Origin of the sequence: Cytobacillus pseudoceanisediminis (assembly GCF_023516215.1) — a bacterium.
GTDB classification, from domain to species: domain Bacteria; phylum Bacillota; class Bacilli; order Bacillales; family Cytobacillaceae; genus Cytobacillus; species Cytobacillus pseudoceanisediminis.
Map to the genome: position 1 here is coordinate 567,447 of NZ_CP097349.1, position 25,006 is coordinate 592,452.

Genomic DNA, 25,006 nt, shown 5'->3' on the forward strand with positions numbered 1-25,006 from the left:
ATGAAATATATGCTTTCTCATATAGTAATTAAGTTTTAATGATCTCTGCAAATCATAATTTTAATAGCTTTACAGTAAAAAATTAAATTTATAGGATGGACATTTTTTCAAATTTAAGTGTTATCCCCCATGGACAAGCGCCCTTTTTTCTCAGTATAGGATAGTAGTTTAAGCATGTCCAAATTTTAAACATAACATGTCTACGTAAGGGTTCCCTTGCTAAATGACTTTAAAGGGGGATATCATCATGGTAGAACCATTAACGGTGTTAATTGTCATTCTTTTAGCCGTTGTATTACTTTTGGCAAGCATTCTTGTACCTTCAGCAGAAGGTGCCATCGTGGAGGCAATTTGCAGCCTTTTGGGATGCTCTGCAAATGACGCTTAAAGAAAAATTACAGAAACCCTGGTATATTTCCAGGGTTTTTCGTATGAAAAAATAAAATCTTTTAATCCTGTATGTTTGTCCATTCCAAATATACTGCAGTTTCATAGAATAGTGAGTGAAAACGAAGAAGGACGGGATAAAAATGGAGGAAAATAAACCAGAACAGCAGAATTCATCTGAAAAAACGGCAAGCAATAAGAATCGGTATAATTCCGAGGCTGTAGAAAAACTGGCAGCAAATTTACTGAAGGATGAAAATAATATCAATTTCGGATCTTTATTTAAAATGGCCAATAAGATATTGAAGGATGATTCCCTAATGGGACTGGTCGGGGAAATCTCTCAAAAGCCGCCTGAAGATAAAGATGGAGCAGCTATCGAAGAGATTCCAGACATCGAAAATAGAGAACTTGTTTCCTTGCAAAAAGAAATGGAGGCAATAAGATCCGAATTAAAAACAACTCGAAAAGAGGTAGCTGAATTAAAGAAACAAAACGCTTCCCTTTTAAGCCTATATTTAAAAGTACTTAATGCAGCAAACAATGATTTTAAAAAAGGTATTGGGCTTATATCAGGATTAAGCAAATTATTAAAATAGAGACTTAAGGCATTACTTTTACGGGTAATGCTTTTTTTATGGCACAAAACTAGACCGGCATGCTATAAAACCTTAGGATAGAAAGAAAAACGATGGAAAGATGGTGTCCCAATTGGAAGAAAAAACAGGAAGGATTGCTCAGCAGCAGCTTGATGCTTATAACCGGCAGAACATTGATGAATTTTTAGCAGTATATAGTGATGATGTAACAGTTATGACATTCCCTGGGGACGAGGTTATGTATAAAGGAAAAGAAAAGATGAGGGAGAGGTACAGCCAGCTTTTTAAAAACAATCCAAATCAGCATGCTGAGCTGATTTCCAGAATGGCAAAAGGAAATATAGTTATTGATTATGAATATGTTACTGGAAGGGCAAACGGTCAGTCTATTTATGCAATAGCAATGTATGAAATTGAAGAAGATAAAATTCAAAAAGTCTGGTTTGTAAAATAAAATAGTGTTAATTAAAAAATTTCGTATTCCGATTAAAAAAGTATTGTGCTATGCAGGAAAATCATTGATAATTTTTAAAAGATAGAGTGATACTCATCTATACATTTTCTGATGAGGGGGATTACATTGAAAATTCGTGTATCTGCTGTGCAGTATCATCTGCACACCATTCGTTCGTTTGAAGAGTTTGCCGGGCAATGTGAGCATTACATTAAAACTGCACAGGAGTTCGGATCGGAGTTTGTCTTATTTCCTGAATTTTTTACCACACAGCTTTTGTCCATTGGAAGCGAGCAGGGAACAAGTCTGACGATAAATGAATTGCCTGGTTTTACAGAACAGTATAAAATGCTATTTTCCAATTTTGCTAAAGATACAAAAATGCATATTATTGGCGGTACACACGTTATTAACAGAGATGGCCGCCTTTATAATGTGGCTCATTTATTTTATCCGGATGGGCGGATTGAAGAGCAGGCTAAACTGCATATCACTCCTACTGAAGTCCATGAGTGGAATATGTCACCTGGCGAAGGCCTCCGTGTATTTGATACAGATAAAGGCAGAATAGCCATCCTGACATGCTATGATATTGAGTTTCCGGAAATCGTCCGTATGGCAAAAGCAAAAGGAGCAGATGTTATTTTCTGTCCTTCCTGTACGGACGACCGGCATGGTTTCCACCGTGTCCGCTATACAAGCCATGCAAGAGCTATTGAGAATCAGGTATATGTTGTGGTCACAGGAACAATTGGTTCCCTGCCTACTGTCGACTTTATGCGTGCCAATTTCGGCCAGGCAGCTGTCATTACACCGAATGATATTCCATTTCCGCCAAAAGGGATTATGGTGGAAGGCGAGTTGAATGACGATATGATTGTGACTGCCGACCTTGACCTTAGCCTTTTATATGAAGTCCGAGAACGCGGCTCTGTTACGACTTGGCGCGACCGCAGAACGGATTTGTATGTCGACTGGGAAAAAGAAAATATCGAAGGATGAAAAATGGCATATAGAAGCGAATTTTATGTGTTTGATGGGGATAAGCCGGTGCCTGCTGTAATCAGGAATTATACTAAAGCGGATTTTGATCAATTAATTGACATTCAGGCTGAATGCTTTCCGCCCCCTTTTCCTTCGGATTTATGGTGGAATAAGGAGCAATTAACTAACCATGTGGAGCTCTTTCAGGATGGTGCACTTTGCATCGAGATTGAAGGAATATTAGCAGGGTCTTTAACTGGGCTGATTGTTGATTTTGATCCTTCCCACCCGGAGCATACATGGGAAGAAATAACCGACAGCGGCTATATTCGCAATCATAATCCTCAAGGCAAAACATTATATATTGTTGATATAAGTGTCCGACCCAAGTTCCGAAAACTTGGGCTGGGCAAATTAATGATGCAGGCTATGTATCAGGTTGTCATTAGATTAGGTCTCGATCGCTTGCTTGGAGGGGGCGGATGCCTGGCTACCATAAATTCGCCCATGAATTGACTGCCCAGGAATATCTTCAGCAATTGATCGATGGGAAGAAGAAAGATCCGGTTATCACATTTTTGCTGAGGTGCGGCCGAACTCCGCTTACTGTTGCAGAAAATTATTTAGAAGATGAGGAGTCACTTAATTACGGTGCCTTAATGGAGTGGAACAATCCATTTAAGGTATAAGCGGCAAAGGAGATAGTACATTGGAATATATCAGAATTACGAGTATTCATGATCCTCTTTTTGTTAAAATGCATGAGTTGATGAAAGAAGTCTTTCCTCCTGAAGAAGTACTTGAGTTTGAATTGTGGAAGGAACCTCTTGAAGATTCTGGAATTCGTGTGTTTGCGGCTGTTCATGAAGGTGATGTGGTCGGTGCTACCGAATATCGCTACTATCCGCAATGGAATATTGCCATGACTGATTTTACCATCATTGGCCGTCAGGGCCTAAGCCTTGGCCGTTTCCTTGCACGAAATCGATCCAAGGATCTTGACGAGCTTGCCGGCCAAAACGGTAAAGAGCTATTTGGCATGTTTGCAGAAATTTATGATCCTTATGGAATTGAAGACCATGAATTTGGCGGTGCCAAGCCAATGAACCCATTCGTCCGCCGGGAGGTTTTGTCTCATATGGGCTATAAGAAGCTTGATTTCCCATATCTTCATCCTTCTTGGAAAAATGATGGGGAAGCAGTTAAGGGACTTGATTTTTGCTTCATGCCAGCAGATGAAGAAATCACAGAGATTCCTTCTGGCTTGGTTATTAATTTCCTTTCAGAATATTACGCTGTTCTATCGGCTAAACCGCAGGAGTGGTATGGAATGATTGAACAGCTGAAAGAAAAAGAGAAAATATCCCTGCTTCCTTTATAATCAGCAGAAAGCCCTTGCCTCAAGGGCTTTTTTGCATTCAATGTTTAACGGACATACTAAAAAGGTAAAGAATATAAAGTAATGTTCAAACCGAAAAGAGGGATCCTTTCATGGCATTGAAAAGATTAATAAAAGCATTCATTGTAAAAAACGGTGCTTCATTAGTGAAAAAATATGTTGTTCCGGCTGTAAAAAGAAAGCTGAAAAGCAGGAGATAAATTTATTCAGGCATCTTCCATTGGAAGGTGTTTTCTTTTTTGGGGGGGCAAAAGAAATACGCAAAGACTGGTCAAATTAGTGTAAATATCATATTCCATTATGTTCACTAGTTATATAGGATGGAAGAGAATCAGTCATATATTGTAGAAAATATAGGAAAATTTTCTGATATTAAAAATTCTGAATTTTCTTTAATATAAAAAATGCAGTATTTCGGGACACTTAAACTTAGCGTACCGACTACATAGCTAAATTATATTAGGGGGAATAAATTTGAAGAAGAAAATCTTAATTAAAACTGCTTTAGCCGGAGCTCTTGTCCTATCCGCTGGTGGCCCAACAGCATTTGCACATGATGAATTCAGCGGAGGTATTGAAAAAGGTGATAGTCTGGCAGGTGTTGAATTAGCTGTTCCATTGCTTGATGGCAGCAAAAATACAGGTAATCTTCAAGAAGTAGCGTCTGTTCCACTAAAAGAAGTAAAAGAGGGAGTACAAAATTCATCGGGTGATGTTTATGCGCATAAAGGCTTTGCCTATGTAGGCACACATACCAAAAATGGGGGTGAAGGCGGAGTGCGTGTATTTGATATGAAAAAGCCTTCAAATCCAGTAGAAGTGTCGTCATTTGCTCATATCCCAGGGACATGGCAGGAAAAAGTAATTGTAAAAACTGTTAATACGAAGCACTTTAAAGGTGATTTGGCTGCAGTCAGCGTTCAAAAGGTAGATCGAACCAACCCAAATGCAAAAGGAGGATTTGTATTATACGATGTAACAAACCCTCGGGAACCAAAGGAATTGGGATTTTGGGAAGATACATCGGGGGCACGGGGAACACATGAACTTTACCTAACCGTTCAAGGAAATAATGTTTATGTGCTGACTGCAAATTGCTATGCAGATCTGTATTCTCATGGTGATAAAATGGATGTTAATATTGTAGACGTTACTAATCCCTCAACGCCTGAAACAATTTATGAATTTAATCCGCGCAATTATATATCTGAAGTGAACGATGATAATTATGATGGATATAATTGGACTGATGAAGACGGAATTCAAAGGGCAGCGTTTGCTCATAGCGTCAAAACAGATGGAACTGGGAAAACAGCTTTCCTTTCGTACTGGGATTTAGGAACAATCATACTTGATATTAGCGATGCCAAAAATCCAGTTTATCTGGGCAGGACGGATTTCGCCAATGATGTTCAGGGAGCCGCCCATTCGATGGATTTAGCTAAAGGAGGAAATGTCCTTATAGAGACAAGGGAGGTATTTGGTCCAACCAGAGAGGGCTTTGAGAGTGCCTATGGCTACACAATGATTTATGATATCAAAGATAAGACAGATCCAAAGCTTCTAAGCACTTTTAGAACCGACTTCACTGAGAAGATTCCTGGAGGAGCGACGGTCCATGATCCAAAGGTTCAGGGGAACACATTGTATCTCTCACATTATGCAGGGGGTGTAAGGACAGTTGATATTACAGACCCGTCGAATCCGGAAGAAATTGGTGTCTATATTCCAAGCAAATCTAACATTTGGGGTGTATTCGTAGATCGCAATTATGTACTTGCATCCGATATGGGATCTGGATTGAAAGTCCTGCAGAAAAACGGCAGCCAATAATAATTAAAAAACAGGAGTCCCCGAAGAAGGCTCCTGTTTTTTGATATCTCCTAAAAAAGGACGGTTATAATGATAAACTTTTGACCTGACAAGAAGCAGGTTTTGTGAAACTACAGAGTTATTTTTGAGTTTTCAGCTTTCATTTTTCTCGGCCAAACAGTATAGCTGAAGCTGATGGCAAAATCGATTGCAAGAACCAATGTCCATATTCCTGCTAATCCTTTGAGACTCTCCGTTTGCTGGGGATTGTCAATAAAAAGGATCATAGCCATTAATAAAACCAAACCAATTATCCATGCGAGAAGATGCCTATACCATCCGTTTCTCTCTCTCCTTGCATGTTCTTTGCCGTATTTTGCTGGCTTTTCAGGTTTTGGTCCATTTCCGAACTTAAAGGCAAATCTTTCGTCTGCCCATTGAATCATAGGTTTTCCATAGGCTACCGTTACGCCAATATAAATTGCTGCAAAGCCATGGAAAATGGTTGCCTCTGTTCCACTGTGCAAATCAATGGTCGTTGCTGCAATTAGAATTAAATCAATTAGCGGGGTACAAAGCAGAAGGAAACCACCTAATGATTTTTTCTTTACTATATATCTTGCTGTTAAACCTGCAGCAACAAAAATCCAAAAACCAATTTCACATGCGATAATTAGCCAGCCAATCAGATTTTCCACATCCTTTTTAACACAGTTGTACTATAAAAATATTGTAATACAACTGTGTTAAAAAAGCAATAGGTGGTATAATATAATTATGCCAAAAAAGTTAACCATGAAGAGCAAAAGCATATTTTAGGAAAAGCAGCATGGCGGGTGATTAAAAAAGAGGGCATTGAAGGTGCTTCTGTTCGTAAAGTTGCGGAGGAAGCAGGTCTATCTGCTGGGTCTTTGCGCCATTATTTTTCAAATCAAAATGAACTGTTGGCGTATTCAATGAACTTAGTATCAGAAAGGGTGAAAACACGAATTCAGAATGCGGCTTTTACAGATGATCATTTCGAAAATATGATTCTCGTGCTGGGGGAATTACTTCCTCTAGATGAAGAACGGCGATTGGAAATGGAAGTCTGGATAGCATTTAATATAAAGGCTTTAGTAGACCCGCATCTTTCTGAACTTAGCAGCCGTGTATACGAAGAAATGAAGACAGGCATCAGAAACATCATTGAGGGACTAGTTAAATTAGGACTGTCCGGAACTGAAATGAAAGTTGAGGAAGAAGCAGGTCGTCTGCATGCCCTTATTGATGGCCTCGCCCTCCATGCAGTAATGAAACCAGATCAATTTAATGAAGAAAAAATGAAAGCGATTCTTAGAAATCATTTGTTGTCATTGCTGGAAAAATAAATGTGTTAAAGGCGGCTGAATTTACAGCCGTTTTTTTTGTGTCCATTAAAATCTATTTTTGTTAGAATGCCTGGAGTTATCTGCCAATATCATTAACTAAACGTTTAACTTTTTCTTGCAAGGGTAGTGAAAACCTAAGAAACCGATTCATTGAAAGGATGATTGAGTTGCCAGCATCTCTCAATATAAAGATAAATGGTATAGAAATGAAGGCAAAGCAGGATCAAACCGTTTTGCAATTATTAAACGATAGTTCGATTGAAATTCCTCAGGTTTGCTTCCATCCGAGCCTTGGAGCAATAGAGACCTGTGATACCTGCATTGTTTCTGTCAATGGAGAACTTGTACGTTCGTGCTCCACAAAAATTAAAGATGGAGACGTAATTGATACTGTGGATCCTGATGTAAAACAGGCGCAGACCATTGCCATGGATAAGATTCTCTTTAATCATGAATTGTATTGTACGGTTTGTGATTATAACAACGGGGGATGTGAAATACATAATACGGTTAAGGCGATGAAAATCAATCACCAAAGCATCCCGTTTGATCAAAAACCTTATGAAAAGGATGAATCTCATCCATTTTACAGATACGATCCCGATCAGTGCATTCTTTGCGGAAGATGTGTGGAAGCCTGTCAGGACGTCCAGGTTACTGAAACCCTTACCATTGATTGGGAGCGGGAGAGACCAAGGGTTATCTGGGATAACGATGTGCCCATTAACGAGTCCTCCTGCGTATCCTGTGGACACTGTTCTACGGTTTGTCCATGTAATGCCATGATGGAAAAAGGAATGGAGGGGGAAGCCGGATTTCTGACTGGAATTGCCAAAGACACTCTTCGTCCAATGATTGAAATCACTAAAAATGTTGAAACAGGATATGGGTCCATTCTGGCTATATCTGATATGGAAGCAGCTATGCGGGAAGAGAAAATTAAAAAGACCAAAACAGTCTGTACATATTGCGGTGTCGGCTGCAGCTTTGATGTATGGACAAAGGGCCGTGAAATACTGAAGGTGGAGCCTCAGGCAGAAGCACCTGCCAATGGAATTTCTACATGTGTAAAAGGGAAATTTGGCTGGGACTTTGTGAATAGTGAGGAACGATTAACGAAGCCGCTAATCAGGGAAGGCGATTCATTCCGTGAAGCAGAATGGGACGAAGCATTGGAACTGATTACACGAAAATTCTCGGAAATTAAAGAACAGCATGGCCCAGATGCATTGAGCTTTATTACATCATCTAAATGTACCAATGAGGAATCGTATTTAATGCAGAAACTTGGCAGGGCAGTCATAGGGACAAATAATATCGATAACTGTTCAAGATATTGCCAGACCCCTGCAACTGTAGGGTTATTTCGAACTGTGGGATATGGAGGGGATGCTGGTTCAATCGAAGATATTAAAAACTCTGAATTAGTGCTGATTATTGGTTCCAATACGTCTGAATCCCATCCGGTTCTTTCTACCAGGGTGAAACGATCCCAGAAGCTTAACGGCCAAAAAGTAATTGTGGCTGACTTAAGGGAACATGAAATGGCAGAGCGGTCTGATCTGTTTGTGCGTCCTCGTGCAGGTACGGATATGGTCTGGCTTTCTGCCATTACCAAATACATTATCGACCAGGGATGGGCGGATGAGAAGTTTCTGCAGGAAAAAGTAAATGGACTTGAAGAATTTGTATCAAACCTGGAGAAATATACGCTGGAATTTGCAGAAGAAACGACCGGGATTTCCAAAGACAATTTAATCAAAATGGCGAAAATGATTCATGAAGCCAATAGTGTTTCCGCTTTATGGGCAATGGGTGTCACACAGCATCTTGGAGGCAGTGATACAAGTACAGCCATATCAAATCTGCTTCTTGTAACAGGAAATTACGCTAAACCTGGTGCAGGTGCGTATCCTTTAAGGGGCCACAACAATGTGCAGGGGGCAGGTGATTTTGGAAGCAGCCCCGATAATTTGCCTGGGTATCAGAAGGTTTCAGACCCTGATGTGAGAAAGAAGTTTGAAGATGCATGGGGAGTAAAGCTTCCGGAAAAGGCCGGACTGAATAATCACGAAATGGTAGAAGGGATTCATGAAGGCCAGCTGAAAGCGATGTATCTGAAGGGTGAAGATATGGGACTTGTGGATTCAAATATTAATTATGTGCAGGCTGCTTTTGAGAAGCTTGATTTCTTTGTGGTACAGGACATTTTCCTTTCCCGTACAGCTGAGTTTGCGGATGTGGTGCTTCCTGCAAGTCCAAGTTTGGAAAAGGAAGGAACATTTACTAACACAGAGAGGAGAATTCAGCGTCTTTACCAGGCGTTCGAGCCGCTTGGGGATTCGAAGCCGGATTGGCAGATTATCATTGAAGTTGCAAATCGGCTGGGAGCAGGCTGGACATATACGCACCCAAGCGAAGTAATGGACGAGGCAGCTGGACTTATGCCATTATACGCAGGAGTTACTTATGATAGATTGGAAGGATACAATAGTCTGCAATGGCCCGTGGCTGAAGATGGAACAGACAGTCCTCTCCTCTATACGGAAGGCTTTCCTTTTCCGGATGGCAAGGCAAGACTTTTTCCGGTAGATTGGACTCCTGCTCTTGAATACCCAATGGAATATGATATTCATGTCAATAATGGGCGTCTTCTGGAGCACTTCCATGAAGGTAATATGACCTATAAGTCAAAAGGAATCAGCTTGAAAACACCGGAAGTTTTCCTGGAGGTATCACCTGAACTAGCCGAAGAACGAGGGTTGAAGGATGGTACACTTGTTCGTTTGACATCGCCATATGGCAATGTGAAAGTAAAGTGCCATATAACGGATAGGGTTAAAGGAAAGGAAGTTTACCTTCCTATGAATGATAGGGGCGAAGCCGCCATAAATTTATTAACAAGCAGCTATGCCGACAAGGATACCGATACACCGGCATATAAGGAAACGAAGGTAAAGCTTGAAATCCTGAGTGAAGAAGGAAGCAACCCGCTTCCAAGAATTAATCACCGCTATGGCAATCCGCAGCCGCAGATAGGTGTAAACGTGCAAAAGAAATGGGCAAGAAAAGATTATATTTTCCCGGGAGAAATGGTGAAAAAGGAGCGAAAGCAGCATGGCTAAAGCGATTAATAACATCAAGCGTTTTGAATTAAGCCCAGAGGATAAACGCAAAAAGGACCTGGAAGAAGTGGAGAATGCCCTGATAGATAATAAGGATTCCATTCTTGAGCTACTGACAGCAGTAGGACATATGCATGATCGGGGAATTCTTTCATTATTAAATGGCTTATTTGGACAGGGAGATAAAGTATTGAATGTCCTTGTTAAAGCAGTGGATAAACCGGAAGCTACCAATACAATCAAAAACCTGCTTCTCATGGTTGGAACTCTTGGCACCATTAATGTTCAGCAGCTTGAACCCTTGCTGTTAAAATTAAATTCCGGTATTGCCAGGGTGGCGGAACATAAAGAAACGGATGAAAAAACAAGCTACTTTGAACTGGTAAAGGCATTAAAAGATCCAGAAGTCAATCGTGCGGTTACACTTCTGATTACTTTCCTAAAAGGGATGGGAGAAGATACAAGCGCCATGGAAAGGAACACACAGCTTCCAGAAGACCAGAAAATACACAAAATGGAGAAAAACGAAAGAGATGTTCCTCCTAACAAAAGAGAATGACAACAAGCCGGTGACCCCATTTAAGGTCACTGGTTTTTTATTGGAAATGATAAAATCAGGCAAATAGCCTTAAATATTGTCAATATTCTCTTTAATATCAATTTAATAGCAAAATTTTTGTGGAAAAATGGAAAATCATGTACTAGAATGGCAATATAGGAAAGTTTATTAATTTGCCACCCAAAACATACATCATTTGCGAAGTATAAGAAAGAGGGTAATAAAGTGGGCATTATAAATGAAGATAGTTTCATTGAAACAGTCCACATGAAAGGCTTGCAAATCTCCCTGATTGCTTCGGGGGACGGGACAGAGGTTATTTATCATAAGCTTGATCCGGGCATAATGTGGGGGATTGAACCCCAAGAAGGCTGGGAAGCACTAGAATATTTATGTGTACTTTCAGGGGAATTAATTCTTAGAAATGGAAATGAAACCAAGAAAATAAAAACAGGGAGTTCTTTTTTTAGGGCACCAGTAGAAGAACATTATGTTTTTGAAGCAGCAGCTACCACTGAATTTCTTTATGTAACATCAAGGCCAGTTTTTTTTCATTATAGTAAAGTAACAAAGGAAATGATGGAGTTATCAATATCAATTGAAGAAAAAGATGGATATACCAGAGATCACTGCCAAAGAATTAATAAGCTTTCTATGCTGGTTGGAAAAACATTAGAGTTAGATTCTAAGCAACTAGTAAACTTGAATTTAGCTTCTTTTCTTCATGATGTGGGGAAGTTGCGCATACCCCTGGAAATATTGCAAAAGCCGAGTAAACTCACTCCAGAGGAATGGGAAATAATGAAGAAACATTCTGTTTTCGGAAGAGAAATACTTGAGGAAACAGGATTGCCGCTCTTGATAGATGCAGGAAAAGTAGTCGAACAGCACCATGAGAGATTTGATGGAAAAGGTTATCCTCTTGGATTGAAAGGCAGCGAGATTTCTATTGAAGCTTCGATCATTTCGATTATTGATTCTTATGATGCTATTACCACGGATAGAGTGTACAAAAAGGGCAGGAGTAAGGAAGAAGCTAAAAAAGAATTATTGAATTACCGTGGAACCATGTATCATCCTGAAATTCTGGATGTTTTCCTGGGGCTTATAGATCAAATTTAAATTTATGGGGGAAAAAAATGAAAAAGATAGGGTTTATTTTAATGGCAGTAATCTTGACTGCCGCATTAGGAATTAAAACCGCGGAGGCTGCATATTTACCGGAGTATGATAAATATGTCGAAGTTTCCTATGAAGATGCAAGGAAAATTGCTGATTTGCTGGGATTGAAAGATATACCATTAGGAGAGGAAACAGCAAGGTTATCGTTTGAAATGCAAGAAAAGTTAATCGCTAAAATTGAAGTGATACTTAAAACAGAGATTGACCATTATTATGTATGGTTAACAGTCGATGGACAGCCTGTATTAGGAATTGATCCTCCCGTTCCATTGTATAATTAAATTATAAATTGATTTCAGTGTGAAAAGCCGATCAGAACTTGATTGGTTTTTTTGTCTGAAAAATTAAAATAAAATTGAAACCAAGGTGTGTACAAACACCTTGGTTTGCTAGCTAATAATAATTAGGTTCCTCTTTTATTAATCTTCCGCCCCTGAAACGATCCTTTCAGGATGAGAATAAACATTAAAAGACTGACCGCGTATAAAGCCAACGGCTGTGATATTAAGATCTTCTGCCAGTTTTATGGCCAGATCAGTCGGAGCTGATTTTGATAGAATTATGCCTACTCCGATTTTGGAGGCTTTTAGAAGAACTTCCGAAGAGATTCTGCCGCTGAATGCAATAACTTTATCTCTTACAGGAATCCTGTTTTCAATGCAATACCCAAGGATTTTATCTAGAGCATTATGCCGGCCAATATCTGTTCTGCTGACAATCACTTCATCTGCAGAAAATAAGGCGGCATTATGTACTCCTCCGGTTTCTTGAAAAGTCAGACTGCCTTCCTGCAGCTGTTTCATAAATGAGATGCATTGGCTGGGAGACAAGGTCAGCTTTGATGTAGAAGTTCTGGCTGTCCTGGCATCATTGTGAAAATAAAATTGCCTGCTTTTCCCGCAGCATGAACCAATAAACCGTTTGGAGTGGAACTCATGGCTTGCTGTTGAAGTTTGGGTATGTAACTCCACATATGCAAATCCTTTGCTTTCATCTATTTGTATATCCTTGATTTCGTCAATACTCCTGATGAAGCCTTCAGAAGCCAAAAAGCCGATTGTTAATTCCCGAATATTCTCTGGGCTGCAGACCATTGTTGCGAACTCTTCTCCATTTAGATGAATTGTGAGAGGGTGTTCGGAAACAATTGAATCTTCTGCATCCTGCAGAACTCCATTCTGAAATCTGACAATTTTTCTGCTGCTTAGAATATCCATAATTCTTCCTCCTAGAACCTTTCAACTAACAAAATAGTAGCATATAATTCAGTTAAACAAGAAATTTAGATTGTTTAGTTTGACAATAATTGTATTAATTGATTAACTTATTAAAGTGAAACCTGCATTGGACATGTATAATTGGGATTATACATGAAAATAGGTTAATGAGGGTTGGAATATGAACAAGTATGAAGCTGAATTCAGTAATTTAGTGCGCTCCTTCCGAAAAAAACATATGGGCAAAGGACCTAGCAAAGTTAGGACAACTTTCTGCAAACATTGGGCTATATGTGAAATGGAAGGTAATTTATCTCCTGTGGAAAAATTCATAGCAAGTGCAGACGAAGGGAAACAAATGCTTCGGGCTGCCAGAACAGAAATGGTCAAGGAGATGTATAAAAAGAACCGGCCGGCTGAAATGGAAGAATTTTTGCAGGCAAGACTAATTGACCTGTTTGTGGATATAGATATCGAACGGGATTTTGGAATGTCGGTATTTGTGTTCGATCAGGATATCCAAAGCAAGTTTATGGATTAAAAGTATTCATTAAAGACTGAAATCTGGAAGATAGAATCCGGATTCCAGTCTTTTTTTATTCTTTCCGGAATACAGCACACAACTGTCGTTGGACATCTTCTCTGAGTAAAATAGGGAATTATGTCATATAAGGATGGCGAAAAAAGGGGTTTAATGTCACGTTTGAAATATTTTTGTAATATTTCTATAACAAGTCTGTCAAATAAGGATGGTATAATCCTCCATGGAAAGACAAATTTACTAGAGATATTTATTGTAATCACTTAACAAAATATACATAGATAAATAGTTTTATATTCTTACGGCCAATAAATGACCAAGTACATATTAGAAAGCAGGGTAATGACTTTGAGAAAAAGGCTCATCGTTTTAAATACAACTATTATCCTTGGGCTTGGAAGTGCTTTTTCAATCCCAGGTGTAAATGCTGAATCAATCAATAAGCTCGAAAACCAAAAAAGCCAAATACAGCAGCAGCGTTCCAGCTTGCAGGCCACACTGGCTGAAGCGGATAAGGAATTGGTAAGTGTACTTAAAGAAATCGCTGAATTAAATAATAAAATTAGTAAAGTTGAAAAGGCGATTGAAGATAATAATAAATTAATAGCTGAAACTCAAACTAAAATTGCCAGCACTAAATCCGAAGTAGATCAATTGAAGGCAGAAATGGCTATCATTGAGGAAAGAATCGAAAAGAGAAGCGCGATCCTAAAACAGCGTGCACAATCTTTTCAGGAAAGCGGCGGAACAGTGGCATATTTAGATGTTCTTCTTGGTGCGTCCAGTTTCAGTGACTTTGTTGACCGTGTCGGAGCAGTAACCACATTTGTTCAGGCAGACAAACAATTACTGGAAGAACAGGAACAGGATAAAAAGGCATTTGAAGAAAAGAAGGCTGCAGTGGAAGAAGAGTTAGCGGGATTAACCAGCATGATGACCGAATTAAAAGGCATGCAGTCCATCATGGAAGAGCAAAAGCAGCAAAATAGCTCATTAATCCAGCAGTTAAAAGATAAAGAAAATTCAATTGCAGATAAGAAGGCAAAGCTGCAAAGCGAAGATGTTAAATATGCTTCTATGATTGCTCAAATCGAACAAAGCATTGTGGCGCAAACAGCGCCAGTAGTACAGACAGCTGCATCGACTTCATCATCAGCAGGTTCGGCTTCAGTGACTTCTGCACCAACAGGTTCATCATCTGTCAAAGAGCAAAAAACTGCTGCACAGAAAACAAAAGGATCCAGCAACTCTGCTCCTAAGCCAAGCGTCAAGGGCGGAAGCGCAATTAGCATTGTTACAACTGCAGGCAATAAATATATCGGTAATTCTGTTTATGTTTTTGGCGGCGGCAGAAATGCTTATGATATAGCCAATGGAAGATTTGATTGCTCAGGTTTTGTGCATTGGGCATTCTCCCAGGCTGGAATTAGTGTTGGAGCCAGCACAGATTCTCTTAAGTTTGGCGGGCGCCAGGTTTCAGCAAGCGAAATGAGAGCTGGAGATCTTGTTTTCTTTGATACTTATAAAAGGGATGGCCATGTAGGCATTTACCTCGGCGGCGGTAAATTCATCGGTTCACAAAGCTCAACGGGTGTTGCGGTTGCAAACATGTCCAGTGGCTATTGGAAAACTAAGTTTAATGGACGAGTTGTACGCGTTATAGAATAGTAAAATTAACCTGACTTCCATGTTAAAACGTGGAAGTCAGGTTTTTTATGTTGAACTCACTTTTAGATTATTACCAAATCAGAGTTGGGGATTTATATTTTTTTGGGCCGTGCTGCTTGCAATAACTTGACTGGTTCGGACCCAAAATACGGGATAACCTCAACCAGAGTCCGAAGTTGCACTAGGTTCGGACTCAAATTCCAGGATGAGCTCAACCAAAGTCTGAAGTAGGCTCAGGTTTGGACCCAAAATACGTGATATCCTCAACCAGAGTCCGAAGTTGTACTAGGTTCGGACTCACATTTCAGGATGAGCTCAACCAGAATCTGAAGTAGACTCAGGTTCGGAGCCAAAAAACAGAATCTCTCTACCAGAGTCCAAAGTGCCATCAAGTCCGGACCCAGTTTACTAAACTACCTCAAACTGAGTTTAAAGATACCTCAAGTTTGAGACTCCATCTCCTCAAAAATCCGAAGTTCTCCAGCAATCAAACTCATCCCGCCCATCAAGATAAAATAATTTTTATTAAATTCTAAATATTTTATTGATTATTACAATTAAGCGTGCTTAAATAGTAAATAACAATTAACTTATCAGATATGTGATGTCTGCAAAGGGAGGAGGCGTAAGAATGAATGTAAAAAAGATCTCAACGCGCAAAATTTCTGAGGTTGCTGCTGAGCAAATTCAAGACATGATTGCAAAAGGTTCCTTTAAACCTGGGGATAAGCTTCCTTCTGTAAGGGAGTTGTGTGAACTATTTGGTGTTGGACGGTCAGCTGTCAGAGACGCGCTAACCTCTTTGCAGGGCAAGGGGATTGTGCAGGTAAAGCAAGGAGAAGGCACTTACATAACCCGCTTTGATTCTTCTAAACTGTTTAATAATCCACATTTGCACCCGGATATAAAAGATATCCATGAGTTATTCCAGGCAAGAAAAATGGTTGAGACAGGTCTCGCTGAAATGGCAGCCGCAAATCGGTCTGAAGCGGATTTGGCGAAGATGAATAAGCTGATTTCCGATGCAGCCATCCATGGATGGGAGGAGGATTATCAGTTTCATATGGCGATTGCCCATGCAGCAGGCAATGATATACTTATCCAATTTGTGCAATTTATATCTGAAACACTGAAAAAATCCATGATCGATTTCCATCATTATCTTCAAACACGGGATGATATCGCAAAAAAGATTGAAGAGCAGCATCTGGGTATCTATTTGTCTATTAAAAATAAGCAGCCGGATCAGGCGCATAAGAATATGATTGAACATTTAGAGCTGGTTGAGAAACTTTTGCAAATGAGTATCCTGCAAGAACGTTAATGTTTTTTTGAAATTTATCAGAAACGTTGTTTGCTATTACGAAACAAACGGGGTGGATATGTTGATTGCAGCAGAATCGATAAGTGCTTTAAAAACTTATTTTAGAGAAGACCAGATAATTAAAAATGAAGTTTCAAGCCCATTTGGCAACTCAGGAGAAATGATTATATTACCGGAAACAGAAGATGAGATTGCAGCGGCAATTAAGCATGCAGATTTGAATGGTCTAACCATCAACATTATGGGCGGTGGCACAAAACGTGGATTCGGAGGGTTAAATGAAAAAGCGGATTTTCTTTTATCACTTGAAAAATATACAGGGATTGTGGAACACACACCTGGTGATATGACAGTAACAGTAAGATCCGGAACTCGCTTTAAAGACCTTCAGGATTATCTGGCCAAACATAATCAAAAGATATCTCTCGATCCTTTTTGGCCCGAAAATGCCACAATAGGCGGAATCATTGCAGCAAATGAAAGCGGACCCAAAAGGTTGGGCTACGGTTCAGCCCGTGATGCAGTTATTGGATTAAGGACTGTTTATCCGGATGGAAAGGTAATACGTTCGGGTGGCAGAGTCGTAAAAAATGTTGCCGGCTATGATATGAATAAATTGTTTATAGGATCGATGGGCACACTTGGTGTGATTTCTGAAATTACCTTAAAGCTTCGCCCAATCCCTAAATGTGAGAGTCTGGTTCTCGTTTCGTTTCCAGCCGGAAATCTGGAGGATATAAAGGCGTTTGCAGTGAAGGTTTTGGATTCTATGATTGAACCAGTTTCGCTTGAACTGCTGAATCCGGCACTTTCAGATAGACTCAGCGGAATAAACTCTTACACGATAGCTATGAGTTTTGAAGATGTTGAAAGCTCTGTACGTTATCAGGAAATTTTTGTGGGAAATATGCTGCCGAAAGATGCGAAATTGAGTATAAGCTCCAAGGAAAAAGCGGATTTGTTTTGGGATCGCTTTTACAGGCATATTCCGAATGGGGCAGACAAGGAATTGCTAATTCAAACAGAAGCCTCCTTTAAGGTTGGAACTGTTAATCTCGACGCGGTGAGAATATTAAAGGATACTGAACTGCTTCAAGATAAATTCAATGTGAAAGTCGAATCACACGGAGGTCTGGGCCATGGATTGAGCCAAGTGACCATTAGAGGAGCAGAGCCAGATGTCGCCGATGCCGCTTTACATGTAAGGCAGATCGCTGAAAGAGCAGGGGGATATGCGGTTGCAAAGCACCTGCCATTTGAGCTTCGGAAAAAAGTGGATGTTTGGGGAAATAAACCTTCTCATTTCTTTTTGCTTCAGGGGATTAAAACAAAAGTCGACCCAAATAAAACAGTAAGCCCAAACAGATTCATAGGAGGGATATAAATGAGTGTCCGTGAACTCGATTTAAAGCAAGAGCCGCCATGTACCTCGGGATTGGGAAACTATTTATGGAGCGATCCGCCAGATGAAAAGAAATGGGCTGACTGTGTCCATTGCGGCATGTGTCTGGAATCATGCCCGACATATGAACAGACAGGTCAGGAACAGCATTCTCCAAGGGGGCGTGTACACTTGATCAAATCTGTGGCTGAAGGGAAGCTTCAAGTAAATGAGCAATTCATGGACCCGGTATTTCAATGTCTGGATTGCCGTGCCTGTACAACTGCATGCCCAGCTGATGTCGATGTTGGCGGTTTGATTGAGGAAGCACGCGGCCAGATTCGGCAGGCAATGCCATTAACTGGAGTGAAAGGAGCCATCAGCAAGTTTTTTCTTCATGACCTTTTCCCTCACCAGAATCGCTTAAATACGCTGGGCGGCCTTCTGAAATTCTACCAAAAAAGCGGCATGCAAAAAGCAGTCCGGAAAACCAAATTAATCAATATTATGCCGCAGCACCTTGCCGATATGGAATCCATCATGCCTGAAGTGAAAGAGCCTGTAAAAAAGAAATATAAAGACGTAAAAGTAATCAAAGCAAAAGGGGAGACAAAGCAGGAAGTTGCGATGCTGACCGGCTGTGTAATGGATGTCATGTTCAGTGATATTAATGAATCCACCATAAATGTACTGACCCGAAATGGAAATGATGTTGTCATTCCCCAAAACCAAACATGCTGCGGAGCCCTGCATGTTCACGCGGGAGACCGTGATATGGGCAGGAAGCTGGCGAAGCAGAATATGGAAGCATTCAAAGACTTTGATAAAGTAATTGTTAATGCAGCCGGATGCGGGTGCATGATGAAGGAATACGCAGAATTATTTAAGGAAGACCCTGAAATGCATGCAAAAGCGGAAGAGTTCTCTGAAAAGGTAGAGGATATTTCAAAATTTCTTCATGAAACAGGCTATGAAAAACCAAAGGCAGAAATGAAAACCAGAATTACTTACCATGATGCCTGCCATTTAGCACATGGTCAGGGAATCCGGCAGCAGCCGCGTGATATTCTCCTTGATATTCCTGGTGTTGACATGGTACACATGCCTAATTCAGACCGCTGCTGCGGAAGTGCAGGAATATACAATATTACCAATCCGGAAATGGCCAATGCGGTCCTTGAAAGCAAGATGGAAAATGTTCCAGATGATGTGGAAATGATCTCAATGGGAAATCCCGGCTGTATGCTTCAAATGGCCATGGGAGTTCAAAAATACGGCAGGAATCAGAAAATTGTCCATACTGTCCAGCTTCTTGACTGGGCTTACCAAAAGGAAGACCGTGTGAAGGAGGGAAAAGAGTGAGAACGAAAGATCGGGTTAAATCACAGGACCAACACATCTTAAATTTGGCTGAAATTGTGGGAGGTTCCCGTTCCATTCTTTACCAGAAAGAAGATCTTGTTGCTTATGACTGTGACGGCTTTACGATCCATAAGCACTTGCCAAGAGCAGTCGTTTTTCCAAAGAATACACAAGAAGTGTCGGAGATTGTCACGTACTGCTCGGAAAACAATCTTCCCTTCCTGGCCAGGGGGCAGGTACGGGGCTGAGCGGCGGAGCCATACCTCTTAATGGAGAAATAATAATCAGTATGGTTAGGATGAAAAAACTTATTAGCGTTGATCTTGAAAACCGCCGCGCCGTTGTGGAGCCTGGGTTTGTAAATCTGAAACTCACAAATTCAATATCCGATAAAGGCTATTATTACGCACCGGATCCATCCAGCCAATACTGCTGTACAATTGGCGGAAATGTTGCAGAAAATGCCGGCGGTGCACATTGTCTGAAGTACGGAGTTACTACAAACCACATTCTTGGACTTGAAGTGGTCATGCCTAATGGTAAGATAGTGGAAATTGGCAAGGACGGTATTCCCGATGCTCCCGGATATGATTTACTGGGTCTGATTACTGGTTCTGAAGGGACCCTTGGAATTGTAACAAAAATAACTGTGAGGGTACTGAAAAACCCTGAAGGAAAGCAGACTGTCCTCGCCTACTTCGATCGGGTTGAAGATGGGAGCCAGGCAGTATCAGATATAATATCTGCGGGTATTGTACCAGCAGCTCTTGAAATGATGGATAAGACTGCTATTGAAGGTGTGGAAGCTGCAGCTTTTCCGGTAGGCCATCCAAAAGATATAGAAGCAGTTCTTTTAATTGAAGTGGATGGAATTGCAGCGGGAATTGAGGAACAGATCGACCAAATCCTTGAGGTTTGCAGAAAGAGGAATGTCCGTGAAGTCCGTGCGGCAGGAAGTGAAGAGGAAAGAGCAAGATGGTGGGCGAACCGTAAGACAGGCTTTGGTGCCATGGGAGCCATTTCTCCCGATTATCTGGTTCAGGATGGGGTCATTCCTCGAAGCAAACTGCCTGAAGTTTTAAGCAGAATCAATCAGATTAGCAGTGAATCGGGATTAAGGATTGCTAATATTTTTCATGCGGGAGATGGAAACCTGCATCCTCTTGTCCTATTTGACGCAAGGATACCAGGAGAATCAGAGAAAGCACTTGAAGCTGGAAGCCAGTGCCTAAAAGTCTGCGCCGATGTTGGAGGGACCATAACTGGAGAACATGGAGTCGGCATTGAAAAGCGGGAAGAAATGCGATTTGTTTTCACAGAAGAAGAAATTGCTGCCCAGACAGATATCCGGGAAGTCTTTAATCCTCATAATCTGCTGAATGCTGGAAAACTGTTCCCATCGCCGAGCAGATGTGCTGAAATCAAAAAAGAGATGAAGGCCCAGGCAATTTCATAACAGAATACCCAGCCTTCAATAGAAGGCTGGGCAGTTACCGAATGTTGAAAAACTAAATTCAGCCTTATCAATTAGAAGAATAAAGTTGTGTGAAAATTATTGAAAATCCATTTGGAAACATGCTATTATTTTTTTAAGAGAAAGTTAGAAACGCCGTTTCGTAATAAGAAACAAGGATCGGCAGCCGCATTAAAATTAGAAATGGTAAAAGCAGCAACCAAAGGAGGAAATGAATATGGGAAACTATGTAAAAACAGGAAGCCTGCAAGTTGCAAGAGAGCTTTATGAATTTATCAATTCCGAGGCTCTGCCGGGAAGCGGAGTGGATCAGGAACAATTTTGGCCAGGTTTGGAAGCGCTTATAAATGATCTGACACCTAAAAATAAAGCATTGCTGGCGAAGCGGGATGAAATTCAGCATAAGCTGAACAATTGGCACAGAGAAAATCAAGATTTTGATTTTAATAGCTATAAGTCTTTTTAGAAGAGATCGGCTATCTTGAGCCAAAGACCGAAGATTTTAAGATTACTACGGAAAACGTGGATGATGAAGTAGCTGTGAAGGCTGGACCGCAATTGGTCGTTCCAGTTAATAACGGGCGTTATGCGATTAATGCAGCAAATGCCCGGTGGGGAAGCTTATATGATGCACTTTACGGCACAGATGCAATCAGTGAAGAAAACGGGGCAAATAGAGATGGCGGATATAATCCTGTAAGGGGAGAAAAGGTTATTGCGTTTGCCAGGGAATTCCTTGATCAAACCGTTCCTTTGTCAAGAGGTTCTCACAAAGACGCTGTTCAATATAAAGTGGAAGACGATAAGCTGTCTGTTGTACTTAACAATGGCGAAACTGCAAATCTAAAAGAAGAAGCAAAGTTTGCCGGATACCAGGGAGAGCAGGATCAGCCTTCTGCGGTACTTCTAAAGAATAATGGCCTTTATTTTGAAATTCAAATTGACAGAAGCCACCCAATTGGAAAAACGGATGATGCCGGAGTAAAGGATGTTTTGCTTGAAGCTGCAATTACCACAATTATGGATTGTGAAGACTCAGTAACAGCAGTTGATGCTGAAGACAAGGTCCTTGTGTACCGCAACTGGCTTGGTTTAATGAAGGGAGACCTTTCCGCCGCCTTTACAAAGGGTGCTAAATCAATGACACGTACATTAAATCCCGACCGTTCGTATGTTTCTCCAGATGGAGAGAAGTTCTCATTATCTGGACGCTCATTAATGTTTGTCAGGAATGTCGGACATTTAATGTCCATTAATGCGATTTTAGATGCGGATGGAAATGAAGTACAGGAAGGTATTCTGGATACGGTAATTACCAGCCTGATTGGCAAGCATACATTGCTTGGAAATGGCCCATACCAAAACTCATCAGAAGGTTCCATTTATATCGTTAAGCCAAAGATGCACGGTTCCAAGGAAGTTGCTTTTGCAAACGAGTTGTTTGACCGGACAGAAGATCTGCTCGGACTTGAGCGGAATACACTTAAAATTGGTGTAATGGATGAAGAGCGCCGTACATCTTTGAACCTGGCAGCCTGCATTCGTGAAGTAAAGGAGCGCATCGTCTTCATAAACACTGGGTTCCTGGACCGGACTGGGGATGAGATGCATACTTCCATGGAAGCTGGCCCAATGATCCGCAAGAATGACATGAAGGCAACAGCTTGGCTAAAAGGCTATGAAAAATCCAATGTCAATACAGGCCTTGAAACAGGCTTCCAAGGCCGTGCGCAGATTGGAAAAGGTATGTGGGCTATGCCTGATATGATGGCTGATATGATGGAGCAGAAAATCGGCCATCTGAACGCTGGAGCCAATACAGCCTGGGTACCTTCTCCAACTGCTGCAACCCTTCATGCTTTACACTATCATCAGGTGGAAGTTCAAAAGGTGCAAAACCAGCTGCTGGAAGAAATTTCGGACCTTCGTGATGAAATCCTGCAGATTCCGGTTGCTGAAAATCCGCAATGGACTCCAGGGGAAGTTCAAGAAGAACTGGATAACAACGCACAGGGTATCCTGGGATATGTTGTCCGCTGGGTTGAGCAGGGCATCGGCTGTTCCAAAGTTCCTGATATCAATAATATTGGTTTAATGGAGGACCGTGCGACATTAAGAATATCAAGCCAGCATGTTGCGAATTGGCTGCACCATGGAATCTGCACGAAGGAGCAAGTGCTTGAGACACTTAAGAAAATGGCTAAAGTTGTGGATGAACAAAATAGTGGAGATCCAGCATACCGCCCAATGGCTGCTGACTTTGATCAATCAGTTGCATTCCAGGCAGCATGTGACCTCGTTTTTGAAGGTTATGATCAGCCAAATGGCTATACAGAACCTATTTTGCACCGCCGCCGTCTTGAAGCTAAGTCCAGGTATGCTGTTAAACAGTAATAGTTTTAGAACAGGGCATGCATGTGCCCTGTTTTTCTAAAGATCTGCAGACTTAAAGTAATTGAGGGGAGAGGGAAAAAGATGAAATTTACTAGATTTGAAGTTAAAGGGGCAGTACATACAGGAGTAGCAGAGGGGGGCATATTTAAAGAAATTAAAGGTGATATTTTCGGAGATTGGGAGTATACTGGCCAGAGCTTTTCGCAGGATGAAGTTAAGCAGCTTGCTCCGCTGGTTCCAAATCAGATTATTGGTATTGGAGCTAACTATGTGTCAGTGAAATCAGATTTGCCTGAGACACTCCCGGAAATCCCTGTATTCTTCTTTAAGCCTGTATCTTCTGTTATAGGGCCTGATGAGGATATTATCATTCCTGAAGGCATTGAAGAGGTGAAATTTGAATCAGAACTGGCAGTGGTCATTGGCAGGGAAGCTAAAAATGTAGCAGAGTCAGATGTGCTTGATTATGTTTTTGGCTACACAGTTGGGAATGATGTTACTGCACCGCAATTCTTCCATAATGATGGACATTGGACAATTGGCAAATCCTTTGACACATTTACTCCGCTTGGTCCGGTTATCGAAACAGACCTGGATCCATTTCAGGTTAAAGTTGAGGCTAAATTAAACGGCTCAGAGAAGCAGAGCAGCAGCACAGAATTAATGATTATCCCAATTCGAAAAATGATTTCCTACCTGACTAATGTCATGACGCTGATGCCAGGTGACGTAATCCTTACAGGAAGCCCTGTTGGGGCTGAAATGGTTAGGTCAGGCGATGTTATCGAATGTGAGATCAAAGAGATTGGAACGCTGCGGAATACCTTTGCAGTGGCACGTGAAAGCGCAAAAACGGTATAATCTATTTGTAATGGATTAAGGTTTTTGCACCAGAGGTGAGTATTGTGGAAAGAGAAAACATGGTCAAGTCCGTCAGCAGGGCACTGGATATTATTACATTGATCAGCCTGAAAAAAGCGGTCTTGGCGTAACGGAAATTGCCAATCAGATTGATATCAATAAAAGCTCTGTTTATCGTATCCTCTCTACTCTTGTTCAGTACGGATATATAGAGCAGGATAGCGAAACCGGCAAGTACAAATTAGGGTATAAATTCCTGGAGATCAGTTCAAAACTGCTTGAATCAATCGATTTGCGTGCAGAGGCAAGACCTTTTCTTCAGGAGCTGGAAAATGAAACAAATGAAGTCATTCATTTGGTCGTCTACGACCAGGGAGAGGTTGTGTACATCGAAAAGCTTGAGGGCAATGAGACTTTAAGGATGCATTCTAAAGTTGGCAAACGAGCTCCGATGCATTGCACTTCTGTCGGAAAAGCCATTCTGGCTCATCTGCCTTCAAGCGTTGTTTTTGATATCCTTGAAAGAAAAGGGATGCCGGTTCATACAAATAAAACCATAACGGATAAAGATGAATTTATGAAAGAATTGGGGCAGGTCAGGCAAAATGGATATGCCCTTGATCTGGAAGAAAATGAATATGGGATTACTTGTGTTGCCGTTCCTATTTTTGACCACCTCGGCAAAGTTATTGCTGCAGTCAGTATCTCAGGCCCGACAATGCGGATGACTAGTGATCGACTTGATGCATTAAAGTCTATAATGGTAAAAACCGGACAAGGGATTTCCGCCCGGCTCGGACATGTCAGCCGAATAAGTTAGGATTAGCCCAATATATCTTGATAAAAAGATATATTGGGCTAATTTTTTTGTATATACATACAAATTTTTTTGTGTAAATGCATAGATTAAATT

Annotated in this window: 19 protein-coding genes and 4 pseudogenes; 21 read left to right on the forward strand and 2 right to left on the reverse strand. The window is 40.9% G+C overall.

Annotated elements, in window-relative coordinates; all coding sequences use genetic code 11:
- Positions 1-247: 247 nt before the first annotated feature.
- The 7 genes and pseudogenes from M5V91_RS03120 (at position 248) to M5V91_RS03150 (ending at position 5,656) form a co-directional block, all read left to right on the forward strand.
- The gene (locus tag M5V91_RS03120) at positions 248-388 is read left to right on the forward strand and encodes a hypothetical protein (RefSeq protein WP_019381191.1); all 141 of its coding nucleotides are present in this window, start codon (positions 248-250) and stop codon (positions 386-388) included.
- 142 nt (positions 389-530) lie between these two features.
- Entirely contained in the window at positions 531-986 is a 456-nt protein-coding gene (locus M5V91_RS03125; RefSeq protein ID WP_251174992.1) for a hypothetical protein, read from the forward strand.
- Between the two features lie 103 nt (positions 987-1,089).
- Entirely contained in the window at positions 1,090-1,440 is a 351-nt protein-coding gene (locus M5V91_RS03130; RefSeq protein ID WP_226280783.1) for a nuclear transport factor 2 family protein, read from the forward strand.
- A 126-nt stretch (positions 1,441-1,566) separates the two neighbouring features.
- Positions 1,567-2,442 (forward strand): carbon-nitrogen hydrolase family protein, encoded by an 876-nt coding sequence (locus M5V91_RS03135; protein WP_009333526.1) that lies wholly within the window; start codon positions 1,567-1,569, stop codon positions 2,440-2,442.
- Positions 2,443-2,445: 3 nt separating this feature from the next.
- Positions 2,446-3,113 (forward strand): annotated as a pseudogene (locus tag M5V91_RS03140) (GNAT family N-acetyltransferase).
- 20 nt (positions 3,114-3,133) lie between these two features.
- A complete protein-coding gene (locus M5V91_RS03145; protein ID WP_009333528.1) occupies positions 3,134-3,805 on the forward strand; it encodes a hypothetical protein in 672 nt (223 codons plus the stop codon).
- Positions 3,806-4,297: 492 nt separating this feature from the next.
- Positions 4,298-5,656 carry an LVIVD repeat-containing protein gene (locus M5V91_RS03150; RefSeq protein ID WP_019381195.1) on the forward strand — a complete coding sequence of 453 codons (1,359 nt, stop codon included), beginning with the start codon at positions 4,298-4,300 and terminating at the stop codon, positions 5,654-5,656.
- 110 nt (positions 5,657-5,766) lie between these two features.
- Here the strand turns inward: M5V91_RS03150 and M5V91_RS03155 are convergent, their stop codons facing one another.
- Positions 5,767-6,324, reverse strand: a complete 558-nt coding sequence (locus tag M5V91_RS03155; protein WP_026041657.1) for a membrane protein — start codon at positions 6,322-6,324, stop codon at positions 5,767-5,769.
- Between the two features lie 147 nt (positions 6,325-6,471).
- On the opposite strand from M5V91_RS03155, the gene M5V91_RS03160 reads away from it, so the two are divergent.
- From M5V91_RS03160 to M5V91_RS03180, 5 genes are all read left to right on the forward strand, one after another.
- On the forward strand, positions 6,472-7,005 hold the full coding sequence (locus M5V91_RS03160) for a TetR/AcrR family transcriptional regulator (RefSeq protein WP_284521712.1): 534 nt from the start codon (positions 6,472-6,474) through the stop codon (positions 7,003-7,005).
- A gap of 158 nt (positions 7,006-7,163) precedes the next feature.
- The gene (fdhF, locus tag M5V91_RS03165) at positions 7,164-10,130 is read left to right on the forward strand and encodes a formate dehydrogenase subunit alpha (RefSeq protein WP_217025492.1); all 2,967 of its coding nucleotides are present in this window, start codon (positions 7,164-7,166) and stop codon (positions 10,128-10,130) included.
- Positions 10,123-10,689, forward strand: coding sequence for a helical membrane plugin domain-containing protein (locus M5V91_RS03170; RefSeq protein ID WP_217025493.1), 567 nt, complete (start codon positions 10,123-10,125; stop codon positions 10,687-10,689). Before fdhF ends, M5V91_RS03170 begins: the two co-directional genes overlap by 8 nt.
- 345 nt (positions 10,690-11,034) lie before the next feature.
- Complete coding sequence (locus M5V91_RS03175; RefSeq protein WP_251174989.1) at positions 11,035-11,811, forward strand: HD domain-containing phosphohydrolase; 777 nt, start codon at positions 11,035-11,037, stop codon at positions 11,809-11,811.
- A gap of 17 nt (positions 11,812-11,828) precedes the next feature.
- Entirely contained in the window at positions 11,829-12,152 is a 324-nt protein-coding gene (locus M5V91_RS03180) for a hypothetical protein (RefSeq protein ID WP_019381201.1), read from the forward strand.
- A gap of 138 nt (positions 12,153-12,290) precedes the next feature.
- On the opposite strand, the gene fdhD is transcribed toward M5V91_RS03180, so the two are convergent.
- Positions 12,291-13,088: a formate dehydrogenase accessory sulfurtransferase FdhD gene (fdhD, locus tag M5V91_RS03185; RefSeq protein WP_019381202.1), complete on the reverse strand. Its 798-nt coding sequence runs from the start codon at positions 13,086-13,088 to the stop codon at positions 12,291-12,293.
- A 181-nt stretch (positions 13,089-13,269) separates the two neighbouring features.
- Here fdhD and M5V91_RS03190 point away from each other — a divergent pair, with 181 nt between their 5' ends.
- The 9 genes and pseudogenes from M5V91_RS03190 to M5V91_RS03230 all read left to right on the forward strand — a co-directional run bounded on the left by M5V91_RS03190 (position 13,270) and on the right by M5V91_RS03230 (position 24,913).
- Positions 13,270-13,629 (forward strand): Na-translocating system protein MpsC family protein, encoded by a 360-nt coding sequence (locus tag M5V91_RS03190; protein ID WP_009333537.1) that lies wholly within the window; start codon positions 13,270-13,272, stop codon positions 13,627-13,629.
- 342 nt (positions 13,630-13,971) lie between these two features.
- Positions 13,972-15,297, forward strand: coding sequence for a C40 family peptidase (locus tag M5V91_RS03195; RefSeq protein WP_009333538.1), 1,326 nt, complete (start codon positions 13,972-13,974; stop codon positions 15,295-15,297).
- 631 nt (positions 15,298-15,928) lie between these two features.
- Positions 15,929-16,621 carry a FadR/GntR family transcriptional regulator gene (locus M5V91_RS03200; RefSeq protein WP_019382478.1) on the forward strand — a complete coding sequence of 231 codons (693 nt, stop codon included), beginning with the start codon at positions 15,929-15,931 and terminating at the stop codon, positions 16,619-16,621.
- A gap of 61 nt (positions 16,622-16,682) precedes the next feature.
- Positions 16,683-18,005 (forward strand): FAD-binding oxidoreductase, encoded by a 1,323-nt coding sequence (locus tag M5V91_RS03205; protein ID WP_251174988.1) that lies wholly within the window; start codon positions 16,683-16,685, stop codon positions 18,003-18,005.
- A complete protein-coding gene (locus M5V91_RS03210; protein WP_019382480.1) occupies positions 18,006-19,364 on the forward strand; it encodes a (Fe-S)-binding protein in 1,359 nt (452 codons plus the stop codon).
- Positions 19,361-20,820, forward strand: a pseudogene (locus tag M5V91_RS03215) (FAD-linked oxidase C-terminal domain-containing protein). The gene M5V91_RS03210 and the pseudogene M5V91_RS03215 overlap by 4 nt, the downstream one beginning before the upstream one ends.
- Before the next feature lie 235 nt (positions 20,821-21,055).
- Positions 21,056-23,232 (forward strand): annotated as a pseudogene (locus M5V91_RS03220) (malate synthase G).
- Between the two features lie 81 nt (positions 23,233-23,313).
- Positions 23,314-24,093, forward strand: a complete 780-nt coding sequence (locus M5V91_RS03225; protein WP_019382483.1) for a fumarylacetoacetate hydrolase family protein — start codon at positions 23,314-23,316, stop codon at positions 24,091-24,093.
- 44 nt (positions 24,094-24,137) lie between these two features.
- Positions 24,138-24,913: pseudogene (locus tag M5V91_RS03230) on the forward strand (IclR family transcriptional regulator).
- Positions 24,914-25,006 lie beyond the last annotated feature (93 nt).